This is a genomic window from Streptomyces bullii (assembly GCF_042657145.1).
In the GTDB taxonomy this organism is placed as follows: domain Bacteria; phylum Actinomycetota; class Actinomycetes; order Streptomycetales; family Streptomycetaceae; genus Streptomyces; species Streptomyces bullii.
Map to the genome: position 1 here is coordinate 174,424 of NZ_JBHSNY010000013.1, position 15,767 is coordinate 190,190.

14 protein-coding genes are annotated in these 15,767 nt (G+C 72.4%); 7 read left to right on the top strand and 7 right to left on the bottom strand.

Translation table 11 applies throughout. The features are described from left to right. Positions 1-35: 35 nt before the first annotated feature. Together ACFPZJ_RS32935 and ACFPZJ_RS32940 are read right to left on the bottom strand one after the other, a co-directional pair. On the bottom strand, positions 36-410 hold the full coding sequence (locus ACFPZJ_RS32935; RefSeq protein WP_381029376.1) for a hypothetical protein: 375 nt from the start codon (positions 408-410) through the stop codon (positions 36-38). A gap of 432 nt (positions 411-842) precedes the next feature. Next, positions 843-1,760 carry a MurR/RpiR family transcriptional regulator gene (locus ACFPZJ_RS32940; RefSeq protein WP_381029378.1) on the bottom strand — a complete coding sequence of 306 codons (918 nt, stop codon included), beginning with the start codon at positions 1,758-1,760 and terminating at the stop codon, positions 843-845. Between the two features lie 198 nt (positions 1,761-1,958). On the opposite strand from ACFPZJ_RS32940, the gene ACFPZJ_RS32945 reads away from it, so the two are divergent. Further along, positions 1,959-2,132 carry a hypothetical protein gene (locus ACFPZJ_RS32945; protein ID WP_381029380.1) on the top strand — a complete coding sequence of 58 codons (174 nt, stop codon included), beginning with the start codon at positions 1,959-1,961 and terminating at the stop codon, positions 2,130-2,132. A 53-nt stretch (positions 2,133-2,185) separates the two neighbouring features. Further along, on the top strand, positions 2,186-2,587 hold the full coding sequence (locus ACFPZJ_RS32950) for a DUF3662 domain-containing protein (protein ID WP_381029381.1): 402 nt from the start codon (positions 2,186-2,188) through the stop codon (positions 2,585-2,587). A 26-nt stretch (positions 2,588-2,613) separates the two neighbouring features. On the opposite strand, the gene ACFPZJ_RS32955 is transcribed toward ACFPZJ_RS32950, so the two are convergent. The 3 genes from ACFPZJ_RS32955 to ACFPZJ_RS32965 form a co-directional block, all read right to left on the bottom strand. Next, entirely contained in the window at positions 2,614-4,302 is a 1,689-nt protein-coding gene (locus ACFPZJ_RS32955) for a phospholipid carrier-dependent glycosyltransferase (protein WP_381029383.1), read from the bottom strand. Positions 4,303-4,394: 92 nt separating this feature from the next. Further along, complete coding sequence (locus ACFPZJ_RS32960; protein ID WP_381029386.1) at positions 4,395-6,323, bottom strand: phosphatase PAP2 family protein; 1,929 nt, start codon at positions 6,321-6,323, stop codon at positions 4,395-4,397. Positions 6,324-6,515: 192 nt separating this feature from the next. After that, positions 6,516-7,415: an N-acetylglucosamine kinase gene (locus ACFPZJ_RS32965; RefSeq protein WP_381029389.1), complete on the bottom strand. Its 900-nt coding sequence runs from the start codon at positions 7,413-7,415 to the stop codon at positions 6,516-6,518. 238 nt (positions 7,416-7,653) lie between these two features. Between ACFPZJ_RS32965 and ACFPZJ_RS32970 the strand changes: the two genes are divergently transcribed. From ACFPZJ_RS32970 to ACFPZJ_RS32990, 5 genes are all read left to right on the top strand, one after another. Continuing rightward, positions 7,654-8,775, top strand: a complete 1,122-nt coding sequence (locus tag ACFPZJ_RS32970; RefSeq protein WP_381029392.1) for an ROK family protein — start codon at positions 7,654-7,656, stop codon at positions 8,773-8,775. A 292-nt stretch (positions 8,776-9,067) separates the two neighbouring features. Next, on the top strand, positions 9,068-10,399 hold the full coding sequence (locus tag ACFPZJ_RS32975; protein WP_381029395.1) for an ABC transporter substrate-binding protein: 1,332 nt from the start codon (positions 9,068-9,070) through the stop codon (positions 10,397-10,399). A gap of 45 nt (positions 10,400-10,444) precedes the next feature. After that, a complete protein-coding gene (locus ACFPZJ_RS32980) occupies positions 10,445-11,425 on the top strand; it encodes a carbohydrate ABC transporter permease (RefSeq protein ID WP_381029397.1) in 981 nt (326 codons plus the stop codon). Positions 11,426-11,472: 47 nt separating this feature from the next. Further along, positions 11,473-12,345, top strand: a complete 873-nt coding sequence (locus ACFPZJ_RS32985) for a carbohydrate ABC transporter permease (RefSeq protein ID WP_381029400.1) — start codon at positions 11,473-11,475, stop codon at positions 12,343-12,345. Positions 12,346-12,351: 6 nt separating this feature from the next. Continuing rightward, positions 12,352-14,181, top strand: a complete 1,830-nt coding sequence (locus ACFPZJ_RS32990) for a hypothetical protein (RefSeq protein ID WP_381029402.1) — start codon at positions 12,352-12,354, stop codon at positions 14,179-14,181. 4 nt (positions 14,182-14,185) lie between these two features. Here ACFPZJ_RS32990 and ACFPZJ_RS32995 read toward each other — a convergent pair whose 3' ends face one another. After that, positions 14,186-14,689, bottom strand: coding sequence for a GNAT family N-acetyltransferase (locus ACFPZJ_RS32995; RefSeq protein ID WP_381029405.1), 504 nt, complete (start codon positions 14,687-14,689; stop codon positions 14,186-14,188). 353 nt (positions 14,690-15,042) lie between these two features. Continuing rightward, a complete protein-coding gene (locus ACFPZJ_RS33000) occupies positions 15,043-15,705 on the bottom strand; it encodes a nucleoside/nucleotide kinase family protein (RefSeq protein WP_381029408.1) in 663 nt (220 codons plus the stop codon). Between the last annotated feature and the right edge of the window lie 62 nt (positions 15,706-15,767).

The following is a 15,767-nucleotide window of genomic DNA, read 5'->3' on the forward strand; positions in this document are numbered from 1 at the left end:
ACGCGAGGCGCGGGTCATGCCCCTGAGGTACGGGGTCAGCGTCCCGCGTTGCGGTCGACCAGGGCCTCCGTGACGGCCCGCACGCTGCGCGCGATGTGCTGCAGCTGCAGCAGCTCCGCCGCGTACAGCTTGATCGTGTGCTCGATGACCGACTCGGGCAGACCCAGCCGGGGCAGGTCGGCCCGCGCGGTCTGCAGGGCGGTCCGGGCCACCCTGATCTCCTGCTGGACCTGGATCTGCGCGTGCCGGGCGAGCAGCACGGGGTGGCGCAGGAACGCGGGGTAGCCGGCGTAGCGGGCCGGCACCAGCTCGCGCAGCCACTTGGCCGCCGAGCGCTCCCAGTCGTAGCTGCCGGGGGTCTTGACCTGGCAGGGCCAGTCCGGGCTGATGCGCGTGGACGTCAGGGGCATGGTGATCGCTTCCGGGTGTACGGCGTCGCAGGGGTGGACGACGAGGGTGGGGCGGCCCCGGCCTAGGGGATGACCGGGGCCGCCACGGGCGGTCGCGCAGGCGATGCCCGATCGAACCCCCGGGACGCCGGAGCGGGTAGGAGCCGGCGGCGTCGGGTGTCCGTGCAGGAGCCCGGTGGCGACAGGCGTCGACCGTGCGGCGGGTGGTGCAGGGTGCGCATGGCGGACCGTCGGCTTTCCGGGCGAAGCGGGTGGTGCGTGAGCAGTATTTATATATGCCATCTGGTTTGCAAGCCGTATGAAAACATTCATGCGTGCTTTGATCGCATGACGCCCGTGCGCCCCTTATACATGGGGGTACGGGTGGGTGCGGGTCGGTACGGGTCGGTCCGTGCCGGTGTCCGTCCCCGTCGGCCGGTGCCTCCTGCCGGGTCAGTCCCGGAGGAAGAACTGGAGCTGGTCGGCGACCTGCTCGTACTCCTCCAGACGGGCCTGCGTGCGCTCGGGGTCCGCGTCGGTCATGGCCTGCAGGAGGGCCGCGCACATCACGCCCGGCGCGGCGTAGGAGTCGAAGACCAGGCGTGAACCGGTGCCCGTGGCGAAGACGACGTCGGCCTCGTCGGCGAGCGGTCCGAGCGCCAGGTCGGTGACCAGCGCGACCTTGAGCCCGGCTCCCCGCGCGACGCGTACGGCGGTCAGCGTCTCCTGCGCGTGCCGCGGCATCGAGAACGCCAGCACCCAGGTGCCGCCGGCCTCCCGGGACTGCAGCAGCGCGTCGTAGGCGACGCTGCCGCCCCGCGTCACCAGCCGCACGTCCGGGTGGATACGGCGGGCGGCGTAGGCGAAGTACTCGGCGAGCGAGACCGAGATGCGCAGCCCCAGCACCGTCAGCGGGGCCGACGCCGACAGCCGGCGGCCGATGTCGATCACCAGGTTGGGGTCGGCGAAGTCCCGCCGCAGGTTCTCCAGGTTCTCGATCTCGGCGTCCACCGCCGCCTGCAGCTCGTTGCCCCGGATCTCCTCGGCCGCGCCGCCGGCGAGGGTCCCGAGCGCGATCGACTGGAGCTTCTCCCGCAGCGCGGGGTAGCCGCTGAAGCCGACCGCCGAGGCGAACCGCGTCACCGACGGCTGGCTCACGCCGACCCGGTCCGCGAGATCCGTGATCGACAGGAACGCCGCCTCGGTGATGTGCTCGATGAGGTACTGCGCGATGCGGCGCTGGCCCGGGGAGAGCCGGGGCCCGTCGAACAGCGTCCTGAGCTGCGACGTCGGGGAAGCCTCGGTGTCCGGGGCCGCCTTCCCCGAGGTGATCGCGGATGCCTGTGCGCGTGCCTGCTGCGGCGATGGCACCGGTGCGCCTCCTTCGTCTCCCACGAAGGTTCAACATAGCCCACCCACCGTGGTGACCAGGGGCTTGAGCGCGGAGCACATCCGGTGCCCGGTGCAGGGATAGCCGCGCGGCGGGCGGGAACCCGCCGCCGCAGAAGATCCCGACCGAATGCGGCGCAGGCCGCGACGACCGTACGGAGACGGAGGAGGAATCCCGTCATGACCGTCCCCGAGGAGAACCGGCCCAAGACCGGAACCACCGACGACGTCCTGGAGAACACCGTCGAGGACCAGCAGCAGAACGAGTCCCGGACACCGGGCGCCACCGGCCGCACCCTGCGCGAGGCGCTTGAGGAGGCCGAGGTCCGGCCCGACGACTACGACGAGCGGTAGGCCCACGCCGCCACCGCATCCCACCCACGACCTTTCCGGCAGGTGAGAGCCGTATGAGCGCACTCAGTGCGCTGGAAGAGACCCTGGAGAACCGATGGGAGGCCCTGTGGGCGCGGGTCTTCGACAAGGAACCCGTCGAACTCCTCGACGCCCTGCGCCGTGCGTGCGACGACAACGCCGTGGTGTGCGCCGAGGGCCGGGTCCTGGTCCCCAATGCCTATGACGTGGAGCTCGCCGACTCGGTGTACGAGGAGCTGACGCGCCGCGGCAGCCGGGTGGGCCAGGAGCTCACCGACCGGCTCGCCCGGCACGGTGAACGCCACGGCTACGAGTGGGCCGGCCCGCTCGCCGTGCATGTGACCAGGTCCGCCGACGTGCCCAACGGCCGCTACCGCGTCGCGAGCCGGGTGATGCCCCATGTGAGCGCGGAGGGCTTCCAGGACGAGGCCCCTTAGCGGCACGCGGGGTGTGCGGGGTGCCGTCACCGGCGGCGGATCGTGATCGAGTGACCGACCGAGTCGACCGGACGGCTGCTGTCGAGCAGTTGGGCCAGCCGCCCCGTCGCCTTGGCGGCCGCGGAGTCCGACACGACCAGCAGCCCGCGCACCTCGCGGGCGGGCACGTGGCGCGGATCGCGGGCGTCGATGCCGTAGAAGGCCGGCACCCCGCTGCCCTTGTACACGAGCCAGATCCGCTCACCCCGGTACCGCTCGCGCAGCCGGTCGGCGAGCCGACCCAGGTCCTGGCCCCAGTCGACGTTGGAGTCGTGCAGCCGCAGATGGGTCCTGGCCGGCCCGCCGAACGCCTCGTTGGAGTAGGGCAGATAGAAGGGGTACGTCCGCAGCGAACTGACCGCGACGAACGCCACGAGCGCCCCCGTCACCAGCGGCGCCCACCGCCACCGCACCGTCGGCGCCCACCGCCACCGCACCGCCGGCACACAGCCCGCCGCCACCGCCAGGAACATCGGCAGGAACAGCGCGTACCGCGTCCCGAAGTCCCGTGAGGCGTGCATGGCCGCCGCCAGCAGCACGGCGGGGGCCGTGAGCAGGTACGGTGCCGCGGGCCGCAGCCGCCGTACGGAGACCACCGCGACGGCGCCGGCGGCCCACAGGGCGAGCATGCCGAGCGGTGTCTTCACCAGCAGCGCGGCCGGCAGGTAGTACCACAGAGAGCCGGTGTACACCCGGCCGAAGAGGAAGCCCTGCCACGGCCTGTCCTCCAGGCCGAACTGGACGCGCATCCCGTCCCGGTACGCCTCCGGGAACGGCAGCAGCTCCACGAGCAGCCCGCGCAGCCCGTGCACGGTGGGCACATGCTGCTGCGGCGACCAGCGCAGCCGCGGATCGACCACCAGGTACGCCGCCCAGACGACGGCCACCGCGACCAGCGCCGCGCAGCCCGCGCCCGCCACCGCCCGCAGCAGTCCCGCGCGCCGGCCGCCGCGGCAGGAGCAGCCCACCGACACGGCGGTCAGGAGCAGCAGCACCGGCACCACGGGCAGCGTGCTCATCTTCGTGGCCAGGGCCGCCCCGAGCGCCGCGCCGGCGAGCGGTACGTACCGCCGCGGCCGGCGGCGCGCCCGCCACACCAGCCACGCCGAGGTGAGGACGAACCCGGCGGCGGGCACGTCGAGTGTGGCCAGGGAACCGTGGGCGACGAGGTCGGGGGAGAAGCAGTACAGGGCGAGCGCGGCCAACGCGCCCATTGATCCGGCCAGTTCACGGGCGAAGGCGAACACCACCAGGCCGAACAGCAGCGTCAGCGCGATCACCGGCAGACGGGCCCACAGCATCAGCCGCCACGGGTCGTTGCCGGACTCGTACAGCAGACGCCGGCCCATCACGCCCTGGTCGCCGGTGAAGGAGGGATCGACGTGCGGGTCGGCGACCGCCACCCCGGCGCCGATCACCAGTTTGCCCAGCGGCGGGTGCTCGGGGTTGTGGCGCAGGCGGTGCTCGCGCAGGTACTCGGCGGCCGTGCCGACGTACACGGGTTCGTCGATGGTCGGCGTCTGCCGGACGGCGGTGCTGACCATCGCGAAGGCCATCAGGGCGAGCAGCACGGCGACCAGGAGCGGCACTGGCCACCGTCTGCCGGGCGACCGCGCCTCGCTCCCGCCAGGGAGCGAGGCCGGGTCCAGGACCGAGTGCTGTGCGCGTGTCATCATCCGCCCCGCGGTGACAGCGGCCGGGCGGCGGCGGGAGGGAGCGAGAGTCGCCGCACGGGCCTACTCTCGCATCCGTGCCCGCCCGGAGGGCGTCACCGCTTCACGAGTCGCACCGACAGACCTTCCGCCGTATACACGGGTACGGCCCGCAGCACGTCCGAGTTCACCTCAATCCGGTCGAACCGGCCGCGCAGCCGCGGTGCGCGCAGGACGGGCACGACGTCCCCGGCGACGGGCGGGCGGTCGGCGTCCAGTCGCAGCGCCAGCACGCTGCCCCGGCCCAGCACGGCCCGTCGCGCCACCGACAGCGCCGGGCCGTGGTTCTCGCGCAGCGGCAGCTCCAGGGTGGTGTCGCCGTCCTGGAGGTACGTGCCGCGCAGCCGCAGGACCTCGGCCACGCGGAGCGTGCCGCCGACCACGCGGACGTCGCCCTGGCCCAGGGCGTCGGGCGATCCGGCGACCAGCGCGCCGTCCTCGACCACGGTTGCGCCCTTGTACCGGTTGTGGCCGCTCAGGGTGAGGGTGCCGGTGCCCCGCTTGGCGAGCCCGCCGTCGCCCCTGATGTCGTTGCGCCAGCTGTCGGCCGCGCCGAAGCCGCCCGCCCGCGCGTCGAGCGTGACGGTGACGTCGGAGTCGAAGGCGCCGTAGCCGTCCGCCGCCGCGAACAGGTTGAGGCGGCCCCACTGCTCGAAGCCGTCGAGCAGGACGTACCCACCGGGCAGCGCGGTCGTGCGCAGCACCTCGCGCCGCTGGGCCGCGGTGAGGTAGGGCTGCCGGGTCTCCAGCAGCACCTCCGCGCCCTTCGGCACGGTCAACGGCTCGTCGCGGCCCTGCCGGGGCAGCACGTACGTCAACCGGGGCCGGACCGCACGGGCGTTGGCGTCCCGGTCCGCGTAGGGGTCGGTGGCGGTGTCCGCCGCGTGGGCGTAGGCGTACAGCGTGTCGGCGGTCGCGCCGGTCTCTTCCAGGAAGTAGGCGAGGGCCTGGGCGCGGGCGGCGGCCTTCAGTTCGGCGTTGGCCGGGTCCGCCAGGGTGGCGGCGGCCAGGGCGGTGGCCATGATCCGGCCGCCGATGACGTCGACGGGGGAGTGCATGCCGGCCACGATCCGGGTGTGGCTGAGGTCGAGGGCACGGGTCACGAGCTCCTGGAACCGCTCGGGGACCGCGTACGCGTAGGCCAGCGACGCCAGGTTCAGGGCGTTGCTGTGGCCGCTCGGGAAACCGCCGTCCTCGGAGGGCTTCTCGGCGCGCTGGCGCAGCAGCTGCGGGGCGACCACGACCTGCGAGTCGTACACCGGGTAGCCGAACTCGTCCGTCGCGCCGGTGTCGACGACCTCGCTGTCCTCGTTCATCCGCCACGGACGCGGGTACTGGTAGGCGAACTTGGCCGGGTTGCTGGAGGCGAAACCGCCGCGCACGGTGTCGACCAGCTTCGCCACCTTCCCGAGCTGCGAGTCGTAGGAGCCCGCGCCGAGCGCCGAACCGGGCGGGGCGTCGGCGGGCACCGCGTCGTTGATCTTGCCGGGCGGGGTGCCGTCCGGGGCGGCGGTGATGGAGGTGACCGCCTTCGCGCCCGACCTGTACAGGTCGGCGAGCGGACCGAGACCGCCGATCATCGCGTAACTCTGGTGCTGGCGGTCGACGACGAAGGCTTCCTTCGCCTGCGCCTCGGTGCGCGTGGCCGTGATCCGCGCGCAGTAGCGCATGTTGGCGCGCAGCACGTCCGGACGCAGCACCGTGCCGGTGTTCCAGGCGTCGCCGGTCTTCCACACCTCGGCGAAGCCGCCGAGGATGCGGACGACCGCGTTGGTCTCGGGCGTCTGGTTCGCCAGGACGTTGGTCCGGTAGTCGTCGACGAACGCGGCCGGGGCGGTGGCGGCCTTGGCGTCCGCCGCGGCCAGCCAGGAGGCGAAGGTCGGGGCGGTCACCAGCGCGGCGGAGCCGCCGAACGAGGCCTTCAGGAAACGCCTTCTGTTCACGGCGGGGCGCGTGGGGGAGTGGTGCCCGGCGGTTGACGGCATGCGTCTGCCTCTCTTGAGCTCTGCTGGGTTGCGGCCGTGTGGCCGGGGGTCGTGCGAACTGGCGTGACTGCGCGCGTGGCGGCCTGCGAGCCACGTGGTGCGTACGAGTGAAGATCTACGACCGGGTCGTGTCCCGTCGGCGAGGCCCCGGTGACCCGAGTCCGTCCCGCGGGTGAACGCGGGTCCGCCGGCTCACAGCAACGAACGGGCCAGCGCCACCGCGCCCTCGACCGGCGGCACCCGCAGCGGCCGCGGCCGGGCCCCGGGCAGGTCGGTGGCGAGCGAGGAAGCGAACGCCTCGTACAGCGCGGGCTGGGCAAGGACCGTACTGCCCGCCACCACCACGTCGTCCACCACGACCCCGCGCCGGGCGAGCCGTACGACGAGCGCGGCGAGCGCCCGGCCGCCCTCGGTGATCACGGCCCGGGCGAGCGGCGAGCCCGCCCCGGCCGCCGCGAAGACCAGCGGCGCGTGCCGGCCCCACTCGGCGGAGACGTCCCTCGCGGTCTCCAGCGCCGCGCCGAGAGCGGGCACCTCGGGCACGCCGAACGCGGCGAGGAGCCCGGCCGCCAGCGCGTCGGGCTCCTCGCCGCGGTCGTGCGCGGCCCACACGGCCCGCGCGGCTTCGCGGACGAGTCCCGCTGCGCCGCCCTCGTCCCCGAGCACCGCCCCCCAGCCGCCCACCTGAACCGGCGTACCGTCGGGCAGTCTGCCCACCGCGACCGAGCCTGTTCCGGCGACCAGGCCGACGCCCTTGTCCAACCCCGCGGCGGGGACGAGGAGTTCGGCGTCGCCCACGACCAGCGCGGGTGCGCCGAGACGCCGTTGGAGCGCGGCCCGGATCGCGGCGCACTGGCGGGGTGTCTCACAGGCGTGCCCGCCCACCGCGACGGCCGACGGGCGGGCGCCCGCCGGCCGTGTGTCGTCGACGAGCGCGGCCAGCCAGTCGGCGGCGGCCGCGGGGTCGTGCGGCCGCCAGCCGCCGCTGGCGCGGACGTGGTCGGCGACGCGCTCGCCGCCCGCGAGGGCACGCAGTCGCGTCTTCGTGCCGCCCACGTCGATACCGACCACGTAAGGCGTGGAGTCCTGCACGGATCCTCTTTCGTCGGTGCGCTGTCCCCGTGCGGACGGCGGGCGAACCGTACGACGGAGAACGGCGGTTGAAGAGGTCGGGAAGCCCCGGGACGGGCTTCGTGCGGCCACGGCAGGCGAGTACCGTGAAGTTCGTTAGGAAGTTAACTAACGAAGTAGGGTGCGTCAAGAGGCACGGAATTCCCGATGCCGCGCCACCCTTGCGGCCACCGCCGCCGCAGCACGACCTGGGGAGAGCATGCACCTGAGTGAGAGTGCCCGAGTGGTGTTCGCCGTCCTGGCCGCGGCGGGTACCGCCACCCGCCCCCAACTGGCCACCGGCGCCGGTCTGTCCAAGCCGACCGTCTCCTCCGCCGTGGCCGAGCTGGAGGCCGCCGGGCTCGCCGCCCACTCCGGCACCGCCTCCGGCGCCACCGGCCGGTCCGCCGCGGTCTACCGGCTCGGCCCGGCCGCCGGGGCCGTGCTCGCCGTCGACCTGGGCCCCAGCCAGACCCGGGTGCGCGGCTGCGCGCTCGACGGCACCCTGCTCGCCGAGGGCACCGGCTCCCGGCCGGACGCCGCCGACACCGTCCGCGCCGTCCTCAAGGCGCTGCCCGGCAAAGCTCCGCTGCGGGCCGTCGTCGTCGCCGTCGGCGACGTCACCGTCCGGGACCGGGAGGGCGCCGGGGAGCGTCCGGCGACCGCCAAGGCCGGGCCCGTCTTCGACGCGATGGCCGTCGCGCTGCCCGAGGGCGTCCCCGTCCACCTGGAGAACAACGTCAACTGCGCCGCGCTCGCCGAACTGCACGAGGGCGCCGCCCGGGGCCGCGACACCTTCGGCTACCTGCGGATCGGCGTGGGCATCGGCCTCGCCGTCGTCATCGGCGGCCGGGTGCTGCGCGGCGCCAACGGCGCCGCCGGCGAGGTGGCCCGGCTGCCCTACCCCTGGGACGAGGGCCGCGACCCGCGCCACGAGGGCCTGGAGCGGCACATGGGCGCGCGTTCCCTGCTGCGCCGGGCCTCCCGGGTCTGGCAGGACGGCGACGGGCCGTGCCCCCGCACCGCCGAACGGCTCTTCGCCCTCGCCCAGCAGGGCCATGCCGCGGCCCGAGCCGTGGTCGCCGGTCATGCCGCCGACGTGGGCCGCCTCGCCGCCGCCGTCACCGCCGTGCTGGACCCCGGCCTCATCGTGCTGGGCGGGGCCACCGGGTCCGATCCGCAGCTCCTGCCGGGGGTACGGGCCGAGCTGGCCAGGCTGAGCTGGCCCACCGAGGTGGTCAGCAGCACGGTCGGCGACACCGGCACGGTCGCGGGCGCCAGCCGGCTGGCGGTCGCGCACGGAATCCAAACCGTGACCGGAGCGACGGGGATGAAGCATTGACGGCTTCCCGGTCGGTCTGCCAATGTCCGGACAAGCGCTTTCTGAGCCGGCGGGACCCGGCTCGGGTGAGCGTCCCGCCGTGCCGACGCGCACGGCGACCGCACGAGGGCGTGCTCGTACGGTGACGGCCGGAGTGACGGCCGGGGACCACCCACCCCCGAGGCGACGCGGCCGGGCGAGGCCGCGCCCCGGGAAGCGTGTACCAGCTCGCGCCCGACGGCGCACCCCAGGGACGTGACCCGCGCTGCTCGAAACGGCCGGGGAGCCGACACGCACATCCAGGGAGGACCCCGTGGGTCACCACATCTCGCGCAGGACCCTTTTCCGCACCGCGAGCGGCCTGGCGGCCGCCGGAGCACTCGGCGGCACGCTCAGCGCCTGCGGCGGAGGCACCGGCGCCGGCACCAAGACCGACGAGCTGACCATGACCTGGTGGGGCAGCGACGAGCGTCACGCGGGCTACAAGAAGGCGCTGACGTACTTCCAGGAGAAGAATCCGAAGATCAAGATCCAGGAGACCTACTCCGGGTACGACGGGTACTTCAACAAGTTCAACACGCAGATCGCCGGTGGCAGCACCCCCGACCTGCTGCAGATGGACACCGCCCTGGTCGCCCAGTACGCGCGCAAGGGCGTCCTCGCCCCGCTCGACGAGTACGTCGGCAAGAGCCTCGACCTCACCGGTTTCTCCAAGACCCTGCTCGCCGCCGGCACCGTCGACGGCAAGCTCTACGGCGTTCCGTCCGGCATCGGCACCAACCAGCTCACCATCAACCGCAGCGGTCTGGAGAAGCTGGGCCTGAAGTTCCCGGACGCCGAGTGGACCTGGGCCGACCTGAAGTCGATCTCCCAGCAGGTCCACAAGAAGAGCGGCGGCAAGATCTTCGGCGTCGACGACGGTGGCGGCGGCACCCTCAACGCCTTCGAGATCTTCGCCCGCGAGCACGGCCAGAACCTGTTCACGGACGACGGCAAGAAGCTCGGCTTCACCCCCGAGACGCTCCAGGCCTGGTGGGAGTACTGGGCCGAGATGCGCAAGACCAACGCCTGCCCGGCGGCCGCCGTCACCTCCGCCGCGCACAACGACCTCACCAAGAACGCCGTGGTCATCGGCAAGGCCCTGTTCACCTTCGACATCGGTGTCTACGGTGCGGGCGGCTCGATCACCGACGCCACCCTGGACTTCCTGCCCACCCCGCAGGGCGACTGGTCCGGCGCCCGCGAGGGCAACTTCCTCAACGGCGGTGTGCTGCTGAGCGCCACCAAGTCCAGCAAGCGGGTCGCCGACTCCGTGAAGATCATGTCCTTCTTCGCCCAGGACCCGACGGCGATCAAGGACATGCAGCTGCTGCGTGGCATCCCGCCGACGGAGAAGGCGCGCAGCCTCATCGCCGAGGGCCTGTCCGACACGGACAAGCGCAACATGGCGAACGCCGACTACATCTCCAAGCGGGTCGCCAAGGCCACCAACGCGCTGCCCGCCCCGCCGCCCCCGCCCGCGGCCGCCACCCAGATCTGGGACCTGCTGTTCCAGTCGAACCTCGCGATCGCCTTCGGCAAGGCGACGATCAAGGCGCAGCTCGGCAAGTTCTTCGACCAGGCGGAGCAGATCCTCAGCGCCTGACCGGCGCCGCACGACGAACACCGGGAGAAGGCCAGGGAGATGAGTATGACCACCGCGAAGAGCGACGCGGTCGTGAAGGGGCCATTGGCACCCGCGACCCCGTCCGACGAGCGGGAACGCGACCGCATGCGCCGCCGCCTCGCCAGACGGCGGGGCGGCGGGTGGTGGCCGTACCTCTTCCTGGCCCCCTGGTTCGCCGGGCTGTTCGGGCTGACGATCTACCCGATGCTCGACTCGCTGTACCTGTCCTTCACCAAGTTCGACCTGCTGACGCCACCGGAGTGGATCGGCACCGAGAACTACAAGAAGATGTTCACCGACGACCCGATCTTCTGGGACTCGGTGCACGCCACGCTCGTGTACGTCGTCGTCTCCGTCCCCCTGAAGCTGGCGCTCGCGCTCGGCGTGGCGATGCTGCTCAACCGCAACCTGAAGGGCATCGGCCTGTACCGGGCCGCCTTCTACCTGCCCTCGCTGCTCGGCGGCGCGGTGGCCATCGCCATCGTGTGGCGGCAGGTCTTCGGCGGCGACGGCCTGTTCAACGACTTCCTCGGCTGGTTCGGCATCACCACGAACCAGGACTGGGTGTCCAGCCCCGACAGCGCTCTCTACACCATCGTGCTGCTGGCCGTCTGGCAGTTCGGCACCCCGATGGTCATCTTCCTGGCCGGCCTGAAGCAGCTGCCGAAGGACGTGTACGAGGCGGCGGCGATCGACGGCGCGAGCCCGGTCACCCGCTTCTTCAGGATCACCCTGCCGCTGCTCACCCCGATCGTCTTCTTCAACGTGGTCCTGCAGATCATCGACGCGTTCAAGACGTTCACGCCCGCGTTCGTCATCAGCAACGGCACCGGCGGACCGCTCAACTCGACCATGCTGTACTCCCTCTACCTGTACAAGAAGGGCTTCGCCGACCTGCAGATGGGGTATGCCTCGGCGCTGGCCTGGGTGCTCTTCCTGGTGATCGCCCTCTTCACGGCGGTCAACTTCATCGCCAGCCGCTACTGGGTGCATTACGACGACTGACGTCGTCACAGTCCACTACGACGACTGAGCGAGGAGTCCTTCACACCATGTCCGCCCTGAACGCGTCGCCGCTTCAGAAGATCCGCTCGGCCACCGGCACCCGCCGCATCTTCATCCACACGCTGCTCATCGGCGTGGCCCTCGTCATGCTCTACCCGCTGCTGTGGATGCTCAGCAGCTCCCTCAAGCCCGACACCGAGATCTTCACCCACCCCGGGCTCATCCCCGACAAGCTGAACCCGGCGAACTACTCCGAGGGCTGGAGCGGCTCCGGCAACTCCTTCTCCCTCTACATCACCAACTCGCTGATCGTCACGATCGGCGCGGTGATCGGAAACGTGATCTCCTGCTCGCTGGCCGCGTACGCCTTCGCGCGCTTCGAGTTCCGCGGCAAGAAGATCTGGTTCGGCCTGATGCTCGGCACGCTGATGCTGCCGACCCAGGCCGTCCTGATCCCGCAGTACACGATCTTCTACAACCTGACCTGGATCAACACGTTCCTGCCGCTGATCGTGCCCAAGTTCCTCGCGGTGGACGCCTTCTTCATCTTCCTGATGGTCCAGTTCATCCGGTCCATCCCGCGCGAGCTGGACCAGGCGGCCATGGTGGACGGCGCCAACCCCTGGAAGATCTACTGGCGGATCATCCTGCCGCTGATGCGGCCGGCCCTGATCACCACCACGATCTTCACCTTCATCTGGACGTACGACGACTTCCTCCACCAGCTCGTCTACCTCCAGCAGAACGACAAGTTCACCGTCCCCCTCGGCCTGACCCTGTTCCTGGACCAGACCAGCGGTTCGTCCTACGGCGCGATGTTCGCCATGTCGACACTCGCCCTCCTGCCCACGCTCATCTGCTTCCTCGTCTTCCAGAAGAGACTGGTGGAAGGCATGGCGACTTCCGGTATGAAGGGCTGACGACACGTGCATCTCCTCCACCAGCGCGGCCCGTTGCACGACCTGCCGGACTCCCCGGAGGCGTACGACGCGGTCCTCGCCGACGTCACCGAGCAGGCCCTGGCCCGCATGACGCCGGAGGGCAACCTCGAACACCCCGCCGCCGGCGACGACATCGGCGACACCTCCCTCGGGATCACGTCACTGCTGGCCCTGGCCTGGCAGCGCACCAAGGACCCGCGCCTGCCCGACGCCGTCCGCCGTGGCCTCGCCTTCCACCTGCGCGAGCGCGTGTACACCGAGGACAACCCCGGCTACCCGAACCTGAGGGTGCGCGACTCGGGGCTGCCGTATGCCCGTTACGTCCTCCAGCCCGGCGCGCACCCCATCGGCGACTGGCCGAGCACGGTGTGGGCCCTGCTGCAACTGGTGAACGTGCTCGACACGGCGGACGGACTGGTCGACGACGAACAGCGCGCCGCGCTGCTGGAGTTGGGGCACGGGTACTGGAGGTGGCTGACGGAGGCGACCTTCTTCAACCCCCAGGAGGCGGGCAACCAGGCGATCGGCTGTGTGGTCGGCGGACTGATGCTGGCCCGCCACCTCCCGCCCGGCCGGGGCGAGCCGGTCCGTGCCCGGGCGATCGGCCTGTACACCGACGAAATCCGCGCCCACCGGGTCCGCGACCGGGGCGCGCTGCTGCCGCCCGAACACGGCGGAGCGTACGACAACAACTACGGCCCGATCTCGCTGTCCTTCCTGGCCCAGGCCCACCGGGTCAGCGGTGAGGAGATCTTCGCCGAGGACGGCGACGCGCTCGCCCGCTACATCGACGCCCGCCTGACCAGCGGCGGCTTCGACAACGGCGGACCGCGCTACAGCGAACAGCACTCCGGCTTCGAGGCGGTCCTCGGCCTGCGCTACTTCAGCCGGCGTGTCGGCTCCGACCTCGGCCGCTACCGGGGCGACACCCGCTGGGGCCGCCACGCCGTCAAGTCCGACGGCGGCATCGACGGCCACTTCGCCTTCATGCTGGTCTGGCAGATCCAGGACACCACCCCCTGGCACCGCACCCCGTCGGGCTCCCCGGCCCGGCACCAACTGCGGGCGGGCGGGGTGTCGGTGGCGTTCGACGACCGCATGACCCCGTCCCTGGTCGAAGCGGGGGGACGGTACTACCTGCCCGCCGCCGTCAACCGGCAGCACGGCTTCGGCCCCGTCACGGACGGCTTCCTCCTGTGCCGCCCCATGGGCGAGGTCCGCGTCCGCGACGTCCGCGCCGGCGCACTGGCCGCGAAGCTGGTCACCAAGCCGGTCGTCGGCCGCGACCACGTCCTGCGGCACGTGCAGTCCCTGTACGTCACCGACGGCACCCGCCTGTGGATGACGGTCGCGGTCGAACGCCTCCCCGGCAGCCCCTACCTGCTCGCCGGGTTCCCGTACGCCGCGGACGACGGCGACCGCGTCCGCAGGACCGCCGACGCCGAGGTCCTGGCGGCCGGGGAGCTCCGCCTGACCCACCCGGCCACGGACACCGCCGACCACTTCGACGCCCGCTCGGAGACGACCCAGGAGCAGGCCGCGTTCGCCCTGGCCGCCGACCCGCGCGGCTATGGCAACCCGGACGAGGGCTGGCGCCACCTGGTCGCCTCCACGGCCCTGGAGGCCGAACCGGCCCCCGGCGCGCCGCAGGACCTGCACGTCTTCGCCGTGCGCTACGGCCAGGACGGCCCGTTCAGCCCCGCCTTCGACCGGGACGGAACGGGCCTGCGGGTCCGTACGGAGGCGTTCACCGCCGTGATCGGCGAGCCGGCGGGCGGCGCCCACGCGGAGCCGGAGCTGGCGCTGACCGGCTGAGGGCTCAGTCGGCGGTGTCGTGCACGGGCGGTGCCTGGGCGGCGAGTGTCTTCAGGGGCTCGCCGTTGAGCCGGCACACCGTCCACTCCTCCAAAAGCTCGACCCCGAGCGACCTGTAGAACTCGATCGTCGGCTCGTTCCAGGCCAGCACCCACCACTCGAAACGCTCGTAGCCGTTCCGCTCGCACAGCGACGCGAGGGCGGCCAGCAGGGCCTTGCCGTGTCCGCCGCCCCGGGCGTGCGGGCGGACGTACAGGTCCTCCAGGTGCATGCCGCATCTGCCGGTCCAGGTCGCGAACCGCGGGAACCACAGGGCGAAGCCGACGGTGGTTCCCGTGTCGTCGTCCTCGGCGATCAGCGCGTGGGCGGCGGGATGGGCGCCGAACAGCGCCTCGCGGAGCTGTTCCTCGGTGGCCCGGGCCTGTTCCTCGGCCCGCTCGTAGGCGGCGAGTTCGCGGATCATCGCGCGGATCTCGGTGACGTCGTGCACGGTGGCGGCCCTGATCATGCCGGAGAGCATGGTCGACCGCGCCGAACCGCGTCCACCCGATAAGGCGGTTGGCCACCGGTCACCCGGCCGCGACCATCCGCGTACCCGGAGGCGGGGGAGGGTGCGGACGTCTTCGCGTGGGTGGCGTGCGGGCCGTGCCGACCAGTCCCGCGGCGCGAATCGCTTCCCGTGCCGGCCAGTCCCGCGGGCAGATCGCTTCCGGTGCAGGCCGGCCGTGGCGGGCTCGCCCCGCTGACGCCCTGACCTTCGGGCTCCCTCAGCGGTCGGCCGCCTGGGCCTTGGCGGCGGGACGGCCCGAACCCCGCCTGCGTGCGGTACGGGCGGGCGGCACCTCCGAGGCCCCGGTCGGCTCAGACGTCCGCGTCCACGCGTGGCAGCGCCGACGCCGGTACCACGAGGTCGGCCCGGTCCCGGGTCGTGGCGACCAGTTCGGCGTTGCGCTGGTCCGAGCGCCGGACCCAGGCCACCGCCTGCTCGTGGCTCTTGCCGAACTCCTCGTGGCGGGCGACCAGCCGGCGGACGCGCTCGGACTCCTCCAGCTCGCAGAACCACACCTCGTCGAGCTGCGACCGCACCCGGGCCCACGCGCCGGTGTCCAGCAGCAGGTAGTTGCCCTCCGTCACGACCAGGCGGGCCGTGGGCGGCACCGGCACGGCCCCGGCGATCGGCTGCTCCAGCACCCGCTCGAAACCGGGCGCGTACACGATGTCCCCGTACGCCTCCTCGCGCAGGCGCCGCAGCAGCGCCGCGTACCCGGCCGCGTCGAAGGTGTCGGGCGCGCCCTTGCGGTCCCGGCGGCCCAACCGGTCCAGTTCGGCGTCGGCGAGGTGGAAGCCGTCCATGGGCACGTGCGCCACCCACGGCTCCCCGCCCGCGTTCAGTTCCCGCACCAGGTGCCCGGCCAGCGTCGACTTGCCCGCGCCGGGGCTGCCGGTGATGCCGAGGATCGCGCGCCGGCCGTCCCCGGTGAGGCCGCGGGCGCGCGTCAGGAGGTCGTCGAAAGTGAGCGGCACACAGGAGAGTGTGTCACTCTGCGCCCGGAGGCACCGGGGGCAGGAGGGAGCCGTATGTGTCC